The following is a 19,429-nucleotide window of genomic DNA, read 5'->3' as shown; positions in this document are numbered from 1 at the left end:
CAAAAATAGGGTGATGATTTTTAAAATTAGGGTGATCTTGGATGCGCAGGACGATATCTTTAGGGATATTGAAATAGAAGCGGCCAACAGCTTGGAGGATTTTCACAATGCCATTACCCAGGCCTTTGGTTTTATAGGGAACGAAATGGCTTCTTTCTATACCTGTGATGACCGATGGAACCAAGAAGAGGAAATTGCACTCTTCGACATGAGCGAAAATGGCTCTGGCCTACGCCTGATGAACGAAACCTTTTTGGAGGACATCCTCACCACCGATACGCCCAAACTTATCTATGTCTATGACTTTTTGAGTATGTGGACCTTTTTTGTGGAACTGGCAGATATCGTAGAAAAGGAAGACGGTCGTTCCTACCCCAATGTCCTTTTCAGTTTTGGGGAACTCCCGGATGCCCCACCGGAGAAAAATTTTGAATCGGACCCTTCCTTTGATTTTGACAATACCATGGACAACTATGACGATCTGGATTTTGATGAAAACTGGAATTGAGAGAGATTCCCGACAACCATTTCCAACTCCAAATCACACGGTAATACCCTTAACCCATAATTCATAATTCTTAATTCATAACTCTTAACTCTTAACTCAAATTAATGCTCAACCTATATCCCGCTCAAATCGAAAACGTCTCCCTACACCGGGTAGGAAACAAAAATAGGAACGAACCCGTATTTCTATCTTCGGAACCCTATGCGCTGAACGATGAGACCTCTGGTCTATTAAAGGAATATTTTTTTAAGCCCTTTAGGGAAAAGGAGGAGAATTATTTCCGCTTTGGACATGAGGCCGACCTGGAGTTTCATGAGGTACATGGGATCGTATCCGACATTTTTTCGGCCCCTGACCAGTTGCATACCTACTCTAAAAAACTGGCGTCCCATTTGTACGAACAATCCAATCATCCGCATATAAAGAGCGGAGAGGTCTACGTGGCCTATTTTAGCAATGTGTTGCTAGATAATGAAAAGGTGGATGCCGTGGGCATCTTTAAAAGTGAAATAAAACACGATTTTTTGCAATTTGAGGAAAAGGGAAGCAATCTGGATATCCTGGTACAGCAGGGCGTAAATATCAATAAACTGGATAAGGGTTGTCTTATTTTCAACACGGAAAAAGATACGGGTTACAAGATACTTTCTGTAGACAGCAATCGCTATGATGCCAAATACTGGCTGGAGAATTTCTTGGGGGTAGATGCGCTTACCGATGAGAATTTTTACACCAAGAACTACCTAAAGTTTTGTCAGAATTTTGCCAAGGACGTGGTGCTTCCGGCCGAGGACAAGCAGCAAGAGGTGCTGTTCATGAACCGGGCCGTGAACCACTTTGCCAAAAATGATGCTTTTGAGGAGTCCAATTTCCTGAATGAAGTGATAGAAAATCCCGAGCTTATCCCAGAATTCAAGCATTACAAAGTAGAAAAGGGACCCAAATACAGCATAGAGGACGTTTCCAACTTTGATATTGCCAACAAAGCGGTTTCCGATGCGCGTAAAAAAATAAAGAACGTCATTACCCTGGATACCAATATCCAAATAAAAATGGATTTCATCAATCCCGAATCCGCCGAAAAATTTGTGGAGAAAGGCTGGGACGAGGAACGACAAATGTATTATTACCTTGTGTACTTCAACAAGGAACAAAAGGGGTAAGTTGGTCAATAGGTGATGGTTGATGGTTCAGTGGGCACACCTACGCCATCCGCATGTCGCCATAGCTTTAGCGGAGGCACAAGCTTTAGCGGAGGCACAGGCTGCGGTGTATGCTGACAGTAGGCAGTGGGCGGTTGACAGTTGATAGTTGTTAGTTGTTAGTTCTGAGGGTTAAATGCCAGCTTAAGTGCCCCTAATCCGAAATCAGCCAAAGATATTTTTTAAATCAGCTAGAGATTTATTTTAAATCTGCCAGAGATGTGCTTTGCATATGTCAAAGATGTGCTTTGCATCAGTCAAAGATGTGTTCCCAATATGCCAGAGATGTGCTTTGCACCTGTCAAAGATGTGTTTTGCATCAGTCAGGGATATGATTTAAATCGGAATTCACCATCCCCGATCAGCCTCCTAATCGCTATTGCCTCTTCCCTTGAACTTGCACTTGAGCTTGAACTTTGAACAGTGGGCAGCAGGTAATTGAACCTGAGATTCCTCGCAGGCTCGGAATGACAAATCAATGCATATTGTCATTCAGAGCGCCCACCTTCCGAAGTCTCGTACGGAGGGCAGGGAGCATGGCGCAGCGAAGAATCTCAAACCGTAAGCAGTAGACGGTTGACAGATGATGGTTTTAAGTGCCCAGTGTTAAATGCTAGATTAAGCGCTCGCAATTCGCACTTCGTAATTCGTAATTCGTAATTCAATATGAGCTCTCATCGCTATTCCCTATTCCCTTGCCCTTGAATTTGCTCTTGGGCTTGAACTTTGAACCTTATACCTTAAACTTTGACCCTCCCCTTACGGATTATCAAACTTACTTTCAATGATCTGCTTCATGCTTACATCCTCATAATTCCGTTTCACAAAATCCAGGGCCAGGGTCAAAACCTCGCCCATGGTGGTGCACTTTTTGAAGTTTAGGTCCAGCGTAAGATCATAAATTTCCGCTTTCAGCCTAGTTATGTGGTCTTCTATTGAAATATGGTCCTCGCGGCAGATATCTACCAGTTCCTCTATACGGTCCTCCGAACTGATAATGCGCTTGGCCACAATGGACCTTTCCTCTACCTTATACTGGTCTACCGAGTTCTTTTGCAGTTTTTCCCGTACCAGTTCTACCATCAAATAATTTTCCTTGAAAAATTGGGGACGGTATACCTTTAGCTTCCCCTCAAAGCACTGCTGGTCAAAATCTATGGCCCGGATCTTATAGACCACATGATCAAAATCATGGGTGGGTACGATCACATAGTTGTAGGAACGCATATCGCCCAAGAGGCGAATCATACAGCGCTCATTGAACTTCACAAACTCCTTGGCCAACTGGGCTTTTTCCGATGAGGTGCACTTTGGCAACATTTCCTTGATAAAAATATCCCCTGGAATGCCGGCAATATGTTCCTCGATCAAGGTGTCCTTATAGACCAAAAAGTTAAGGTTATAGGGCGATAACATATGCTCCAGTTCCAGGCCGTAAACCCTTGAGGCATCCGTTTTCTTCACATAAAAATAGGTGTAATTGTCGTTTAGGATGTTCCGGACCTTGATACGGAAGGGTTTGGAGTTTCCAAAGGTGCAATAATCCACCGCATCGATGTTCAAATATTGGATAATACGATTGCTACCATCGGAATGTAAAATGGAATACACCTTCTTAAGGCTCAGATCAATTTCCCTGCGGTCAAATTCCGAATAGTATACCCGCACCCACAAAGTGTCCTCCTCGTTGGAATCATATACCACGACCGAACCTGCAAAGCGAAGGAGGTCGTCATAAAAAATGGGAATCTCGATCTTGCGGCTATAATGGTGCAAATACGCATCTAACCGTTCATTGATCGGATATGCAGGTTTTTTTTTTGACATTAATCGTTCGGACTCGGACATGGTATTTCCTTTATTGTGCCTTAATTTGTAACAAAATAAGGATTTCCTCGTCAACTATAGACATAAGCAATTCAAAAAACCTCTCCTATCTTGGAAACAATACTCACCGTAACGAATCTCACCAAAAAATTCGGATACCTCACTGCTGTAAAAGACCTCTCCTTTACCATTGAAAAGGGCAATGTATATGGAATTCTAGGGCCCAACGGCAGTGGAAAGTCCACCACCCTGGGCATCGTGCTCAATGTAGTGAACAGGACCCATGGCGAGTTTAGTTGGTTCAATGGGAATACCACTACCCATGACGCTCTTAAAAAAGTGGGCGCCATTATAGAGCGACCCAACTTTTATCCGTACATGACGGCAATCCAAAATTTGAAACTGGTTTGCAAAATCAAAGAGGTAGGAACGGGAAAAATCCAGGAAAAACTGGAGCTGGTCGGTCTTTGGGAGCGAAGGAACAGCAAGTTCAAGACCTATTCCCTTGGGATGAAACAACGATTGGCCATAGCCTCTGCCCTCTTGAACGATCCGGAGATCCTAATTCTGGACGAGCCCACCAACGGACTGGATCCACAGGGTATTCACCAAATACGGGAAATCATAAAAAAAATAGCCACACAGGGCACTACCATTCTACTGGCCTCACACTTATTGGACGAGGTAGAGAAGGTATGCAGCCATGTGGTCATCCTTAGAAAAGGGGAAAAGCTTTATTCGGGAACCGTGGATGGCATGCTGGCCAGCCATGGTTTCTTTGAACTGAAAACGGAGCAGACGGAGGCGCTTACCACGTTTTTATCGGGCCATGCCGGTTTTGGGGAAATTAAGCAGGAAAATGGCCTTGTCACCGCCTTTTTGAAGGAAGAAATGGACGCCACCCAATTGAACGGACTCCTGTTCGAAAAGGGAATTGTGCTCTCTCACCTTGTAAAACGAAAGGAGAGCCTTGAAGAACAGTTCCTGACCCTGACCAATAACAAATCCAACTAAAGCACAAACAGACCATGCTACGACTCTTACATATAGAATTTATAAAACTCTGGAACAATAGGGCCAGTAAAATCCTAATTATTTCCTACTTTGTTCTCCTTACCTCCATTGCGTTGATCGCGGCGATCAAGTTCGATATTGGTCCGGTAAAATTTCACCTCGCGGAACAAGGAATCTTTAATTTTCCGTATATCTGGCATTTTAACACCTTTGTCACCGCGTTTTTTAAACTGTTCCTCGCCATTGTAATCGTATCCATGATGGCCAATGAATACAGCAATAAGACCATAAAACAGAACCTGATAGATGGCTTGTCCAAAAAGGAATTCATCCTTTCCAAGTTTTTGACGGTCATCTCTTTTGCCCTTATTTCCACGGCCTTTGTTTTTGTGGTTTCCATGATTTTGGGATTGATCTACTCGGACTACAACGAGTTGTCCATTATATTTTCCGATCTCGTCTTTTTGCTCGCCTTTTTTATAAAACTGGTGGGTTTCTTCTCATTTTGTCTCTTTCTGGGAGTGTTGGTAAAACGTTCTGCTTTTGCGCTCGGGTTTTTGATCTTATGGCAGGTTTTCGAGGGTTTTGTCCGCGGTATGATCCGTTGGAAACTTTTTGACGGGGAAACAACCGATGCCATTATGGGCTTTTTCCCCTTGAACGCCATGTGGAACCTCATCAAGGAACCTTTTACGCGCTTGGGAGCCGTTCAAACGGTAGCCAATCAAATTGGGGAAGAGCTTGCTTTGGATTATAAGGTGCATTGGTATGAGATGCTCATCGTACTCGGTTGGACGTCGCTTTTTATCTATTTGTCCTATGCACTTTTAAAGAAAAGGGATTTGTAGTATATTGTCAGGTGCAACCCATCTGACATATGCTTAAGAGAACACTATTTCTATTGGTTGGTATGCTGTTTCCCTTACTGGGTTTTGGTCAGGGGGAAACCTCCAATTGGTACTTCGGAGACGGTGCGGGCATACACTTCAATAACGATGGGAGCGTAACGGCCTTAACCGATGGTAGGCTCAACACCTTTGAGGGCTGTGCCGCAATTTCTGATGCCGTAGGGGACCTGCTCTTTTATACCGATGGTATTTTTGTCTTTAACCGCGACCACAATATCATGGAAAACGGGACACGCCTCTTTGGCGATTCGTCCAGTACCCAATCGGCCATCATCGTGCCCAAACCGCAAGATCCCGATATCTTTTACATTTTTACGGTAGATACCTCCATTTCCCAAAACGACCCGGACAGGGGCCTTAATTATTCTGTGGTGGATATGTCCATGAACGGGGGGAACGGTGCCGTGGTCCAAAAAAACATCAATCTGTTGCAGGACTGTACGGAAAAAATAGCGGCCGTGGTCAAGGACTGTTCCGAGGAATCCGTTTGGGTGGTTACCCTTTCATCGGAGAGTGGGGAACCGCCCATAGATTTTTTCAACACTTATCATGCCTTTGAGGTAAATGTTACCGGAGTGGTCACCACTTCGGTCAAGACTACCTTCAGCAATCTTCTTATCCAAGACGCCCGGGGGTATCTAAAACTATCCGCTGACGGCACCAAATTAGTAAGTGCCAATGCACTTTCAGGATTATATCTCTATGATTTTGATGCGGAAACGGGGGTGCTGTCCAATCAGGAACGCTTAACCATTAATTCTCCCCACAAGAATTCTTACGGCCTTGAATTTTCCCCAAACCAGCAATATTTATATGTCCAATCCTCCAATAACAATCCCGCGGCCAGTCCTACGGGCCATTTCTCGGCCCTGACCCAGTATGACCTATTGGCACCAGACGTCTCGGCTTCCCAGGTCATATTGGATACCAGGCCCATATATCGGGGGGCCTTGCAGTTAGGGGAAAATGGTAAAATATATCGGGCCCTTACCCAAAGCTACCTCCTGGGCACTACCTTCCTAGGGGTCATTAACAATCCCAATGAGAAAGGGGCGGCGGCAGATTACCGGCACAATGCGATCTCCCTGAACGGAAAGACCGGAACACAGGGATTTCCACCCTTCATACAGTCCTTCTTCAATACTACAACCCTGATCAAAAACAACGCGGAAGCGGTGGGAAATACCTTGACCATATGTGAAGGGGAGGAATTCATCCTGGAGGCCGATTTCCTTGCCGGGGCCATCTACAATTGGGAAAAGGACGGCATCCCCGTGGTAAATCCGGGCAATATTTTTCAGGTATCAAGTGCCATGCTGATCGATTCGGGGCGGTATCGCGTGGAAATAATCCCCCCTGATCCCACGGAATGCAAAATTATTGGGGAATCCTTTATTTCCGTTGACCCTGTACCCGAAGGAGGTGTGCTCAACCTGCTCCAGTGCGATATTGATCTGGGCAATGCCACGGATGGGATAAGTACATTCAATTTGGAACAGGCAATCCCTGTTTCCAATGACCGTTTTGTTTTTTACGCAAGCATACCGGACAGGGATGCGGACAATCCGATTCCCGATCCGGGGGCATTTACCAATACCCAGCCCTTTGCGCAGACCATCTATTACAGGGTAACCAACAGTTTGGGGTGCGAAAATTTTGGTGAACTGGAACTCCAAGTGCAGGATAACGCCTTGGGTGCAAACCCACAGCACTCCCTGTTCAGTTGTGATGAAGATCCCGAAGACACCACATTACAGGCAACCTTTGATCTGGCGACGTTTGCGCAGGACACCTATCCCAGTTTGGAGGTCCGTTTTTATAATACACCGGAAGATGTTTTACTGGAACAAAACGCCTTGCCCAATACCTACGGTTCCTCCTCTCAACTCATATACGCCCGCTTGGAAGATGGTAATGAATGCAGGGGCGTGGAACAAATTCAATTAACGGTAAACCCCTCCCCTAGTTTTAGCTTTCCGGAAAGCCTTGTATGGTGTACGGATGGTCCGGCTTTAAAGATATCCGGCCCGGAAGGTTTTGACACCTACCGATGGGTACAGAACAATGGAGGGGCGGAGTTGTCTTCGCAACAGAGCGTTACCGTCTCGGCCCTGGGAAACTATACCCTGGAAGTGGGCTACACCTATGATGCCAATGGGGAGACCTTGCACTGTACCAGTAGTAAGATCTTTGAAATACTACCTTCCAACATTGCGCTTATCCAAGAGATCCTTATTGCCGATATCTCCGATAACAATACCGTGCAGGTCACCGTTACCGGGGATGGCGACTACGAATTCTCCCTGGATGGAAATACCTATCAGGACTCCAGTTCGTTCGAGAATGTCCCGCCCGGATTTCTAACGGTCCACGTAAGGGATAAAAACGGCTGTGGTATTGCCACGGAATTGATTTCCGTTATCGGTTACCCCAAATTTTTTACGCCCAATGGCGATGGCGTAAACGATTCCTGGCAAATTATCGGCACCAATGACGAATTTCAGTCGGGTAGCCGTATCACGGTTTACGACCGTTATGGCAAGTTACTTGCCCAATTTGGTCCCGGCGACCAGGGATGGAACGGCACGCTTGACAATCGGGTTTTGCCGGCATCGGACTATTGGTTCACCGTTGAACTTGAGGACGGCCGGGAATTCGTGGGGCATTTTGCCCTTAAGCGATAAAGCGGTCCCAAATCCTTTGTTTTTGGGAATTCTCGCAACAGTGCTTAGTAAAACCAGCACCCATTTTTATAACACATTTGAACTGGATATTCTTGAATTTAACGGATTTTTTGCGCCAAAACATGGGGACATTCACTATCTTGAAGGGCTTGTGTTAAACTTGTAATGAAAAAGAAATTCTTATATCTGTTAGTTTTAATAGGTGTAACAGGCTTCTCCCAACAATGCCCGCAGTTGTTGACCCCAATGTCCGGGACGACCAATGTTCCGGTAGAGACCGTTATTTCCTGGGAGGAGATTACGGGTGTACCAGGGTACCGTATAGCCATAGGTTCCACTCCAGGGGCGGATGATATCATACAGGACCAATCCGTGGGAAGTTCCACTTCCTTTGCCCCGCCACTGGGCCTTCCGGAGAATACACAGGTTTGGATCACCATCACGCTTTTTTTCTTCAACGGAGGCAACGTTACCTGTAGTAGCATCCCTTTTACCACAGAAGCCGTCACCACGGTACCCGAATGTGCCGATCTAAGGCTTCCTGCCAACGGCGCAGTGGATGTGAACATCGGGACTAATATCGCCTGGAACTATGCCCCAAGGGCCACAGCCTACATTTTAACCGTGGGGACAACACCTGGAGGAACGGATATCGTGGACAATTTAAACGTAGGCAACGTCTTGTTGTACAATCCGCCGACGGACTTTAGCACGAACACGCCAATTTTTGTGGAAATTACCCCAACCAACACTATTGGACCCAATACAAGCTGTCCTGTCCAAAGTTTTACGACAGGAGACGTGGCTATCCTTCCGGGATGTACGACACTCCGTAACCCTGTTAATGGGCAGACCAATGTGCCCCTGACCCCTTTTTTACAATGGGATGAAGTACCGGGTGCAGTTGGGTATCGGGTATCCATTGGCACCAACCCCTTTGAAAACAATATCTTGCAGGACGCCGTGTTTAACGATCCTGAGACCTTTGTCATCGAGTTTGAGCCCAATCGATCTATATTTGTCCGCATCATTCCCTTTAACGCATCGGGGGACGCCATAGGTTGCGCGCAGGAAACCTTTTCGACCGCCATTGGATGTGGACCCTTTCTGAATCCGCAAACCGGTGAATTGATCTCGTTGTTTCCGGAACTCAATTTCCCGGACGCTGTCTCCATCTGTGTGAATGCATTACCCGCAACGCTCTCTACGGATGCCGTGGCGCAAGGTTTTCGATGGACAAGGACTACCCAGGCCGGTACGGTTATCGAAGATTTGTCCGATACCAGGGAGGCCGCCGTTTCCGAGGCGGGTTTCTATCGTTTGGAAGTATTTAATTTTGCCGACCCAGGAGGAAACAATATTCCCTGTCCGGCCGTACAGGACTTTACCGTTCTTGTTTTACCCGGACCAACGATTACCTCGGTAGATGTGCAGAGCCAGGGCGAGGGGCTTCAGCTCACTGTAAACGCAACGGGGGCGGGAGACTATGAATACGCGCTGAACAATGAGGCAGGTCCCTATCAGGACAGTAACGTCTTCAACAATGTGCCTTTGGGCAATAATACGGTCTACGTCCGCGATAAAAATGAATTGGATTGTATTGTCTCAAAATTGTTGGAACAAGATCTAATATCGGAAGGGTTTCCCAATTTCTTCACGCCAAATGGTGACGGGATCAACGATTTTTGGCAGTTTGTTCCGCCTCCCAATGCCCAGGCCTTTAGTTTGGTAAGCATCTCTATCTTTAATCGCTTTGGACAACTTTTAGTGCAGGTTGACCCAAATTCCCAGGGGTGGAACGGCACCTTTAATGGACGCCCATTGCCCTCTACTGATTATTGGTTCCGAGCGGTTGGCGTAAACAATGAACAGTTTACGGGGCACTTTTCCCTAAGGCGCTAGGCCTAAAATTTAATACAAAAGGACGCCTGTAAAACCTTTATCGTTTTGTAATTTTACGGCTATTGTAAAAATCGGGATTTAAAAGGTAAAAGCGTGAAATTCAAGGTTGTTTCGGAATTTAGGCCTACCGGGGATCAGCCCCAGGCCATTGATCAATTGGTAGAAGGAATTGAAACGGATGAACGGTACCAGACCCTCTTGGGAGTTACCGGTTCGGGAAAGACGTTCACGGTGGCCAATGTGGTGGAAACCGTGCAGCGCCCTACTTTGGTACTGGCCCATAACAAGACGTTGGCGGCTCAGCTCTATTCGGAATTCAAGCAGTTTTTCCCGGACAATGCGGTGGAATATTTTGTATCCTATTACGACTACTACCAACCCGAGGCCTATCTGCCCACCTCGGGCACCTATATTGAAAAAGACCTTTCGATCAACGAGGATATAGAAAAATTGCGCCTGAGTACTACATCGTCCTTGCTTTCTGGTCGTAGGGATGTACTCGTGGTGGCTTCCGTATCCTGCTTGTACGGTATCGGGAATCCGGTAGAATTCCAGAAAAACGTGATTTCCATCCGTAAGGACCAGGTCATCTCGCGCACCAAATTTTTACATCAGTTGGTACAAAGCCTATATTCCAGGACCACGGCGGATTTTAGGAACGGTAATTTTCGGGTTATGGGCGATGTGGTGGATGTATTCCCTAGCTATGCGGACCATGCCTTTAAAATTCACTTTTTCGGGGACGAGATAGAGGAAATAGAGGCCTTTGACCCTTTCAAGAACAAAATCCTGGAAGTTTACGACAACCTCAATATTTATCCGGCAAATATGTTCGTGACCTCCCCAGATATCCTGCAAAACGCCATTCATCAGATTCAGGACGATCTGGTAGATCAGGTGGCCTATTTTAAGGATATAGCCAAGCCTTTGGAGGCGAAGCGTTTGGAAGAACGCACCAATTTTGACCTGGAAATGATCCGGGAACTGGGGTATTGCTCCGGTATCGAGAATTACTCCAGATACTTGGATGGAAGGGAAGCGGGGACCAGGCCTTTTTGCCTATTGGACTATTTTCCGGACGATTATCTAATGATCATTGATGAAAGTCATGTCACCATTCCACAGGTTCACGCTATGTATGGAGGTGACCGTTCCCGTAAGGAAAATTTGGTCGAATTTGGCTTTCGCTTGCCGGCAGCACTGGACAATAGGCCACTAAAGTTTGAGGAATTTGAGGCCTTGCAGAACCAGGTTATCTATGTCAGTGCCACCCCTGCCGACTATGAACTGCAATTGAGCCAGGGCGTATATGTGGAACAGGTCATCCGGCCAACCGGTTTGTTGGACCCGGAGATTGAGGTACGACCAAGCCTTAACCAAATAGACGATCTTGTAGAGGAAATTCAACAACGAGTGGAAAAGGATGAACGGGTCCTCGTTACCACCCTAACGAAACGAATGGCCGAAGAACTGGCCAAATACCTTGCCCGAATCAATGTACGCTGTCGCTATATCCATAGCGATGTGGATACCTTGGAACGGGTGGAGATTATGCAGGATTTGAGAAAGGGCATTTTTGATGTCCTGATCGGAGTGAACCTACTGCGGGAAGGGCTCGATCTGCCCGAGGTGTCCTTGGTAGCCATCCTGGATGCCGACAAGGAGGGTTTTTTAAGAAGCAACCGTTCCCTGACGCAGACGGTGGGAAGGGCTGCCAGAAACCTCAACGGAAGGGCAATCATGTATGCCGACAAGATTACCGAAAGCATGCAAAAAACCATGGACGAGACCAATTATCGCAGGGAAAAACAAATGGCTTATAATTTGGAGCATAACATCATACCCAAAGCCCTGGTAAAAAGTCTGGACAGTGCCTTGGCCAAAAATTCCGTCTCTACCTATCATTTCGAAAAGGAAACCATGCGCGCGGCCGAACCGGACCCTGAATACATGACCAAGGAGCAACGGGAAAAATTAATCAGGGACAAAAGAAAGGCCATGGAAAAAGCGGCAAAAGACCTTGATTTTATGCAGGCCGCAAAACTGAGGGACGAAATTAAGATCCTGCAGGACCAGGATTAAAAAAAGCGCCTTGATCTGGACAATGTCCTACAAGGCGCTCCCTAACTAACCAACTAAACCAACCATTATGAAAAACCCGTTAGGGACTACATAATTTCTTTGTTTTTTTTATGCAATATCAATCAATCGCTTGGGCTTGGGCAATGCTTCTTCCCGCTTGGGAAGTGTAAACCGCAATACCCCGTCTTCATAGGAAGCGTTGATTTTTGTCTCATCAATCGTTTCCGGAAGGCTAAAAGCCCTTTTGAAAGAAGTCAAAACAAACTCCTTTCTTGTGTAATTATCCTCTGTAGTGGTACTTTCCGAGCTGTTCTCGACCGAAACCGTTAGTAGGTGGTCATCGATCTCAACATTAAAATCGGCCTTCTTTCTTCCTGGCGCGACCAGTTCCAATACAAAGTCCTTTTCGTTTTCCCGAATGTTCACGGCAGGGGAATACCTGTTGTGCGACTCCATACCGCCAAACCAATCGGGCTTAAAAATTTCGTCCATTAAACTTGGGAACAATACTTTATGTCTTTTTACTAAACTCATAATACTATGTTTTGATTATCAACTTCACAGCTGTACAGTCAAATCATGTACCAGGTTCGATTATATGTCAGTTTGACATATATTTAAGATTAAATAATGACATACTGTCATTTTTATAATCTGTCAGAAGGGTTTTAGTTGTAATGCGCCTTAAAGATATTAATCAGTACATTAGGTGGCACCACCTTGTTCGGGTATTTGTGCATAATGGACAGCACCTGTTCAATGGCCGAAGGGGGCAGGCCCATACCCAGCCCAATATTGTGCAATCTACTAACCTCGAGCTGATGTTCCTCTTGGTCAACGTTCATGAGTAGGACAAGTCTATGGAACTGTAGGATCCTTTCTGCCTGGGACTTGGGAATCATTTTTTGCACTTCTGTATTGAAAAGGGAATCAAAGGTTTCCTTGTCTACCTTCAGGAGCGTGGCCACCCCCAACAGGAAATTGTACTCTACATCTTTCACTACATTGTCTACCCTGGCAAAGGCAATCATTTCGGCCAGAATACTCAGCTTTTCCTTATAGGAGCTCATACGCGGGAAAATTAAATGTTAACTTCCTCAATTATAATAAGATAACTCTAAAAGCCCGGATTTCGTATAAAAACCGATAAAATACGGTTTAAATGGGGGCATCAACATTTATTTGTACTAATTTGCCAAAAAAGGACAGATGAACAACAACGATATTTTTAAAAAACTCCGCGTGGCCCTGATGCTTCGGGACGATGAAATTATAGAAATTCTGAAATTGGTAGACTTCAAGGTATCCAAAAGTGAAATCAGTGCTTTTTTCAGAAAGGAAGACCATCCGAACTACATGGACTGCGGAGACCAGATATTGCGTAATTTTCTAAACGGATTGGTAATACATCTCAGAGGTACCAAAGAGTATCCCAAACTTCCCGGGGAAGTACTGAGCAGGAGTAAAAAGGAGGTGAAAACAGCTGCGCCGGTCAAGGCCAAATTTAAGCCAAAACGGATAAAACCGACATCACCGGATATTAGCTATGTCAAATACAAAAACAAGAAAAAGCCTTGAAACCAGTATGTTTTTTAGTTCAGAACCGCCTTTACCTTGTCTGCAGCTTCCTGGAACTGCACAGCCGAATGGACGGCCAGGCCGGAGTTGTCTATGATTTCCTTGGCCAGTTCCGCATTGGTACCCTGTAGCCTAACGATTATGGGTACCTTAATGGCATCGCCCATGTTCTTATAGGCGTCCACCACGCCTTGCGCCACACGATCACAACGCACGATTCCTCCAAAGATGTTGATCAGGATTGCCTTTACCGCTGGGTCCTTTAAGATGATTCTAAACGCCTCCTCTACCCTTTTGGCATCGGCCGTACCCCCTACATCCAAAAAGTTGGCGGGTTCTCCCCCTGCCATTTTTATAAGGTCCATGGTAGCCATGGCCAGACCGGCCCCGTTGACCATGCAGCCAACATTGCCATCCAAATCCACATAATTTAATCCAACTGCCCTAGCCTCTACCTCTATCGGGTTCTCCTCCCTTAAATCGCGCATTTCAGCGTATAGTTTTCTGCGGTACAGGGCGTTGTCATCAATGGATACTTTGGCATCCACCGCCATGATTTTATCATCGGATGTTTTCAGTACAGGGTTGATTTCAAAAAGGCTGGCATCGCTCTGCGCATAGGCGCGATATAGGGCAGAGACAAATTTGGTCATTTCCTTGAATGCCATGCCCGACAGTCCAAGATTAAACGCGATACGTCTTGCTTGAAAAGGCAACAGTCCGGTCGCCGGATTTATTTCTTCGGTAAAAATTAGATGGGGAGTGTCCTCGGCCACCTGTTCAATATCCATACCCCCTTCGGTGGAATACATGATCATATTCCTCCCGGTACCCCTGTTCAATAACACGGACATATAAAATTCATTGGTCTCACTATCACCTGGGTAATACACATCCTCGGCCACCAGCACCTGGTGTACTTTTTTTCCTTCGGCCGATGTTTGCGGTGTAATTAAGTTCATTCCGATGATGTTTCCCGCAATCTCCTCGACCTCCTTTAAATTTTTGGCAAGCTTAACCCCTCCTCCCTTACCGCGTCCTCCCGCGTGTACCTGGGCTTTGATCACATGCCACGAAGTTCCTGTTTCCCGGGTGAGCTGTTTGGCGGCATCTACCGCCTCTTTTGCATTATGGGCCACGACGCCCCTTTGGATCCGTACGCCAAAGCTTGCTAAAATTTCCTTTCCTTGGTATTCGTGAAGATTCATAATATACGGTGCATTTTAGTTCGATAGCAAAAATAGGAAACCCATGGGACCTACGCTAATAATTATCGCACGGAAAACCGAGCTGCGGAACGGTTCATTTCATACGGTAAAAATTGAAGTGGGTACCTCAAAAATACGATCCGAATCGGCGGAACTTTTGCCGTGGTTTTGATCCTATAACTTAAAATCTTCAAAATCGAGCGGGTCAAAATTTCGGAAATGACCGTTCATGTCAATGATTTTCTTGGTTCTATTCACCTCCTGTAGCACCGAAATGGTGGTTTTTAGGTGCGCCCTTAGATAAGATAGTCGCTCACTTTCATGGGTCATCTGCAGTAACTCGTGCTCTTGGACGATGGAGAGTCCAATTTTGTGTACTAGGGTATAACTATTGAACGTGGGGAAGGAAACTGCTGAGAACGGAACGTTCATAAGCGCATAGAGCTCTTCAATAAGGCTTAGAACGGTTTCCCTTTGTGCATTTGTACCATCGTCTTCGTTATCCAAAAATTCAACAATACCTCCGGCATACAGTTTTTCGCCCATCTGATTGTCAAATGTCAACACCTTAAACACCCTTTTTGCCGTGCAGATCACATCCATTTCACCATTGTCATAGGTGTTCATGATCTCCTCCAATTTCATCTCCGTGCCATAGGCCAGGGTACCCTCTATATATACAGGGATACCAAAGGCAATGGCCTCTTCTCGGCAATCGTGGATCAGTTGCTTGTAACGCTCTTCAAAAATATGTAGCGGTATCCTTTCCCCTGGAAAGAAAACGGATTGTAACGGAAACAAGGGAATTTTCATAAAGCAATTTTACCTAAAAATACAATACGGAATCCATCGGGGCAAATCGTTCCAAGTGAAGCTTTTGTTTTATTTACAACAATTTGTTGTATTTTTTATACATAGCTCCTTTTTTTTGTCCAGGACCTACAAGTAGCCTAGATTTGCCTAAAATACCCGCTTACATGAAGCATTCCGATCTATTGAACATTGCAAAAACATATGGAAACCCGGTCTATGTATACGACTCGGAAAAGATTGTAACTCAATTCGATAGGCTAACCAATGCCTTCAAAGGTGTTCAAAAGCTAAAATTGAATTACGCGGCCAAGGCCCTATCCAATATTACCATCCTGCGACTGATGAACAGCTTGGGCAGCGGACTGGACACCGTTTCCATCCAAGAGGTAAAGTTGGGCCTGCTGGCTGGTTTTAGTCCTGAAGACATCATCTTTACGCCCAATGGGGTCTCTTTGGAAGAAATTGAGGAGGCCGCTGCCCTAGGCGTGCGGATCAACATAGACAACCTCTCGGTGTTAGAGCAGTTCGGGAGCAAACACCCGGACATTCCCGTGTGTATCCGAATCAACCCACATGTTATGGCCGGTGGTAACTCCAATATATCTGTAGGGCATATTGATTCCAAGTTCGGCATTAGCATCCACCAAATCCCACACTTGTTGCGGATTGTGGAACTGACCAAAATGAATATTAACGGCATACATATGCATACTGGAAGTGATATTCTGGATATTGATGTCTTCCTATATGCCTCCGAAATTCTCTTTGAGACGGCAAAAAACTTTAAAGGCCTGGATTTTATCGATTTTGGAAGTGGTTTTAAAGTACCCTACAGGGAAGGGGATATTGAGACCAATATCGAGGAGCTGGGCAAAAAATTGACCACGCGTTTCAATGCTTTTTGTAAGGAATATGGACGGGAACTTACTTTGGCCTTTGAACCGGGCAAATTTTTGGTGAGCGAGGCTGGGGTGTTTCTGGCTCGTGTTAATGTGGTAAAACAGACCACCTCAACGGTATTTGCCAGTGTTGATTCTGGTTTTAACCATTTTATCAGGCCTATGTTGTACGGGGCTTCCCATCACATTGTAAACATATCCAATCCCCATGGCCGGGAACGTTATTACTCGGTCGTAGGATATATTTGCGAGACGGATACCTTTGGCAATAATCGCCGCATCAACGAGATTTCCGAGGGTGATATTCTTTGCTTTAAAAACGCCGGGGCCTACTGTTTTACCATGGCCAGTAACTACAACTCCAGGTATAGGCCCGCCGAGGTCTTATGGCACAAGGGCAAGGCGGTACTGATCCGGGAACGGGAGACTTTTGACGACCTCATCAAGAACCAGGTCGATGTTAAAGATCTGTTCGTTCCGGCAAGGGAAAAGGTATCGGTAAAATAAAGCTGCAGAATTTTCGTTAGTTTTGGTACAGTTATTGGACTAAATAGTTCGTAAAAACTTAGCCATGCGTAGCAAATCCATTTCACCCAAATTCTTTTTGTTTTTCCTTATGGGCCTTACGGCCATGGCCACCAATGCGCAGCAGGTAGAATGGCTGAGCTGGGAAGAGGCCGTAGCCAAGGCAGAAAGCGATGCAAATCCCAAAAAAATCTTTATCGATGTGTACACCGATTGGTGCGGTTGGTGCAAGAAAATGGATAAGGATACCTTTCAAAACGCAGAGGTAGCCGCCTATATGTCCCAAAACTTCTATATGGTCAAGCTGGACGGGGAAGGAAAAGAACCCATAGAGTACCGGGGAAAGACCTTTAAGTTTGTTCCTTCGGGAAGAAGGGGTTATCACGAATTCGCCGCGGCCCTGATGCAAGGGCGAATGAGCTATCCCACTGTTATCTTTTTGGACGAAAAGCAACAAATGCTGTCTCCTGTCCCGGGCTACCAAAAACCCGATCCCTTTTTAAAAATAGCCAAATACTTTGGCGACAATATCTACAAGGAAAAGGATTGGAAAACCTATGATGGGGAGAGCAAATAAGTATTCTTTAAACCTTAGTTTTTAGGGAAATGATTATCAGCCCCAAGTTGTACGCCTCTATTTTTATTCCAAGTCCAGTCGAAGGCTTGACATATCACCAGCCTCGTTTTTAAAAAATCCAGGAGTGAAAATGACATCGAGGTAATTTATATCCGATTCGAATTTGTACACCGTACTACTGAAAAAAAGCGGGTCGACCAGTTCAGGATCCGTTTCAATTGATTTTACCGACAATTCCATTTCTACCTCCTGCGGAAAGACAAAGTTTCCAAAGTAGGGAATGTTGATTGTGCCGGAGGGCTTATTATAGAAATCCCAAACAAACGAATTTCGCGTTGCACCCGATCCGTCAACTATGAAAAGATTTTGCATTATATAATCAATATCGCCGTCTAAAGTTAAGGACTCTCCCATCCTGGAAATATCAAGATTCGGTATCGAAAAATTGCTTTCAATACCTTTTTGTCTAAGTTCTAACCTTTTTCCATTGCCAAGTTCCAGGGACAGACGTCTTTGGTAAACATCAAATTCGGGCAGTACGGGGATGGTTATATTAATACCAGCCAAACTTTGTGAAGACCTATACACCTCGCTATATTCATATGCTTGGTATGCTGCCTCATCACTATATCCGTACATGTTTAGGGAATATGACTCCCCTTGTGGAATTCCAATCGTAGCAAAAGTGCTTGGAGAAGCAAAATCGTCCTCTTCGTATACCAACTTATTCAAATCAGTTATAAATAAATAGGCATATGACAATGGATCAGCGCCTGTCGAAGGGGTCAGTGTTGTTAGAAAATTGGGCGTAACACTGGTCGCATATTGCAATGTGTAGCCATTAACTGGTGATACGTTTGTAAAAAGAGCGTGGCTGTAGCTTCCCCCATCCGCAAAAACATTGGTATTAATCGTAATCTCCAAGGATTCATCTCGCGGTAATAAAGGGGAATCCGTATTGAAAACATCAGCTTCTTGGGTTTCCGAAAGTACCGTAGTCCCCGGTTCGATATCCCCAAAAGAGTCTAAATCCTGAAAACTCACTGAGGCCTTTCCAATCCTATATCGCGTTAAGGTAAAATTCTGTCGTTCAAAAGTATCATCCGCATAAAAAACGCCATCATCGTTGGTCTCCACCTTTCTATACATCACCAAAGCACCACTGCTATCATTAATGGCCAGATAAGCATCCGTGGTAGCCGGAAAAAAATCCTTTAAAGGGCTTGGAATCCTTACCAAAAGTTTCTTTAACTCAAAGGAAGCGCTGACATTCCCTTCATTGCCACTGGTGTCCGTAGCCCTTACTTCCAAGGTTTTATTACCGGTGGTAAATTCGAAAGGGTCTAAGGTATAGACAAAATCTTTGGCTTCACCGCTGAAAACTTCCTCGCTGTCCACAAAGATTTTGACGGTTATATCGGCTTCATCCGTTATACTTACATCAATATCGGTCTGGACTTCGATAAGTTCGGGAACCGATATCGAAATCTCAGGGGCGGTCTCGTCAGTCCCACCAGGTTCGGGTGTAGGCGTATCTGTACCATCACTGGAACAACTTAAAAAAAGGACAGTCAGCGTTAAGCAATAAAGTAGTTTTTTCATAGTGGTCTTGTAAGATTTGAGAAACAAATTATTAATCCAGGACAAATAAATCATTTCTTGCGTGACTAAAAAACAAACGGGCGAAAAACCGTTTTTTGCG

At 45.3% G+C, this 19,429-nt stretch carries 16 protein-coding genes; 10 read left to right on the top strand and 6 right to left on the bottom strand.

The genetic code is table 11. From position 1 onward, the window contains the following. Positions 1 to 13 precede the first annotated feature (13 nt). Both ACRD67_RS13060 and ACRD67_RS13055 read left to right on the top strand, forming a co-directional pair. The gene (locus tag ACRD67_RS13060) at positions 14 to 508 is read left to right on the top strand and encodes an IS1096 element passenger TnpR family protein (protein ID WP_430967611.1); all 495 of its coding nucleotides are present in this window, start codon (positions 14 to 16) and stop codon (positions 506 to 508) included. 104 nt (positions 509 to 612) lie between these two features. Next, complete coding sequence (locus ACRD67_RS13055) at positions 613 to 1,671, top strand: nucleoid-associated protein (protein WP_430967610.1); 1,059 nt, start codon at positions 613 to 615, stop codon at positions 1,669 to 1,671. Positions 1,672 to 2,469: 798 nt separating this feature from the next. Here ACRD67_RS13055 and ACRD67_RS13050 read toward each other — a convergent pair. Further along, a complete protein-coding gene (locus tag ACRD67_RS13050) occupies positions 2,470 to 3,558 on the bottom strand; it encodes a hypothetical protein (protein WP_430967609.1) in 1,089 nt (362 codons plus the stop codon). 90 nt (positions 3,559 to 3,648) lie between these two features. Here ACRD67_RS13050 and ACRD67_RS13045 point away from each other — a divergent pair, with 90 nt between their 5' ends. The 5 genes from ACRD67_RS13045 (at position 3,649) to uvrB (ending at position 12,127) form a co-directional block, all read left to right on the top strand. After that, the gene (locus ACRD67_RS13045) at positions 3,649 to 4,551 is read left to right on the top strand and encodes an ABC transporter ATP-binding protein (RefSeq protein WP_430967607.1); all 903 of its coding nucleotides are present in this window, start codon (positions 3,649 to 3,651) and stop codon (positions 4,549 to 4,551) included. Positions 4,552 to 4,565: 14 nt separating this feature from the next. Beyond that, entirely contained in the window at positions 4,566 to 5,399 is an 834-nt protein-coding gene (locus ACRD67_RS13040; protein ID WP_430967606.1) for an ABC transporter permease, read from the top strand. Between the two features lie 29 nt (positions 5,400 to 5,428). Beyond that, positions 5,429 to 8,143: a T9SS type B sorting domain-containing protein gene (locus tag ACRD67_RS13035; protein WP_430967605.1), complete on the top strand. Its 2,715-nt coding sequence runs from the start codon at positions 5,429 to 5,431 to the stop codon at positions 8,141 to 8,143. Positions 8,144 to 8,308: 165 nt separating this feature from the next. Further along, the gene (locus ACRD67_RS13030; RefSeq protein ID WP_430967604.1) at positions 8,309 to 10,045 is read left to right on the top strand and encodes a T9SS type B sorting domain-containing protein; all 1,737 of its coding nucleotides are present in this window, start codon (positions 8,309 to 8,311) and stop codon (positions 10,043 to 10,045) included. A gap of 93 nt (positions 10,046 to 10,138) precedes the next feature. Continuing rightward, on the top strand, positions 10,139 to 12,127 hold the full coding sequence (gene uvrB, locus ACRD67_RS13025; protein WP_430967603.1) for an excinuclease ABC subunit UvrB: 1,989 nt from the start codon (positions 10,139 to 10,141) through the stop codon (positions 12,125 to 12,127). A 108-nt stretch (positions 12,128 to 12,235) separates the two neighbouring features. Here uvrB and ACRD67_RS13020 read toward each other — a convergent pair whose 3' ends face one another. Both ACRD67_RS13020 and ACRD67_RS13015 read right to left on the bottom strand, forming a co-directional pair. Beyond that, positions 12,236 to 12,661, bottom strand: coding sequence for an Hsp20/alpha crystallin family protein (locus ACRD67_RS13020; protein ID WP_430967602.1), 426 nt, complete (start codon positions 12,659 to 12,661; stop codon positions 12,236 to 12,238). A gap of 134 nt (positions 12,662 to 12,795) precedes the next feature. Then, complete coding sequence (locus ACRD67_RS13015) at positions 12,796 to 13,197, bottom strand: TerB family tellurite resistance protein (protein WP_430967601.1); 402 nt, start codon at positions 13,195 to 13,197, stop codon at positions 12,796 to 12,798. Between the two features lie 139 nt (positions 13,198 to 13,336). On the opposite strand from ACRD67_RS13015, the gene ACRD67_RS13010 reads away from it, so the two are divergent. Then, on the top strand, positions 13,337 to 13,705 hold the full coding sequence (locus ACRD67_RS13010) for a DUF1456 family protein (RefSeq protein ID WP_430967600.1): 369 nt from the start codon (positions 13,337 to 13,339) through the stop codon (positions 13,703 to 13,705). A 14-nt stretch (positions 13,706 to 13,719) separates the two neighbouring features. On the opposite strand, the gene sucC is transcribed toward ACRD67_RS13010, so the two are convergent. After that, positions 13,720 to 14,913 (bottom strand): ADP-forming succinate--CoA ligase subunit beta, encoded by a 1,194-nt coding sequence (gene sucC / locus ACRD67_RS13005; protein ID WP_430967599.1) that lies wholly within the window; start codon positions 14,911 to 14,913, stop codon positions 13,720 to 13,722. A gap of 174 nt (positions 14,914 to 15,087) precedes the next feature. Further along, complete coding sequence (locus ACRD67_RS13000; RefSeq protein WP_430967597.1) at positions 15,088 to 15,726, bottom strand: LON peptidase substrate-binding domain-containing protein; 639 nt, start codon at positions 15,724 to 15,726, stop codon at positions 15,088 to 15,090. 164 nt (positions 15,727 to 15,890) lie between these two features. On the opposite strand from ACRD67_RS13000, the gene lysA reads away from it, so the two are divergent. Together lysA and ACRD67_RS12990 are read left to right on the top strand one after the other, a co-directional pair. After that, entirely contained in the window at positions 15,891 to 17,132 is a 1,242-nt protein-coding gene (lysA, locus tag ACRD67_RS12995) for a diaminopimelate decarboxylase (RefSeq protein ID WP_430967596.1), read from the top strand. Between the two features lie 64 nt (positions 17,133 to 17,196). After that, positions 17,197 to 17,727, top strand: coding sequence for a thioredoxin family protein (locus ACRD67_RS12990; RefSeq protein ID WP_430967595.1), 531 nt, complete (start codon positions 17,197 to 17,199; stop codon positions 17,725 to 17,727). Positions 17,728 to 17,790: 63 nt separating this feature from the next. Here ACRD67_RS12990 and ACRD67_RS12985 read toward each other — a convergent pair whose 3' ends face one another. Then, the gene (locus ACRD67_RS12985; protein WP_430967594.1) at positions 17,791 to 19,329 is read right to left on the bottom strand and encodes a hypothetical protein; all 1,539 of its coding nucleotides are present in this window, start codon (positions 19,327 to 19,329) and stop codon (positions 17,791 to 17,793) included. Positions 19,330 to 19,429 lie beyond the last annotated feature (100 nt).

The sequence above is a fragment of the Eudoraea algarum genome (genome assembly GCF_050589645.1).
Lineage (GTDB): Bacteria > Bacteroidota > Bacteroidia > Flavobacteriales > Flavobacteriaceae > JBNGOQ01.
The sequence above is the reverse complement of the archived record's forward strand: the minus strand, read 5'-3'. Positions and strand labels throughout refer to the sequence as shown.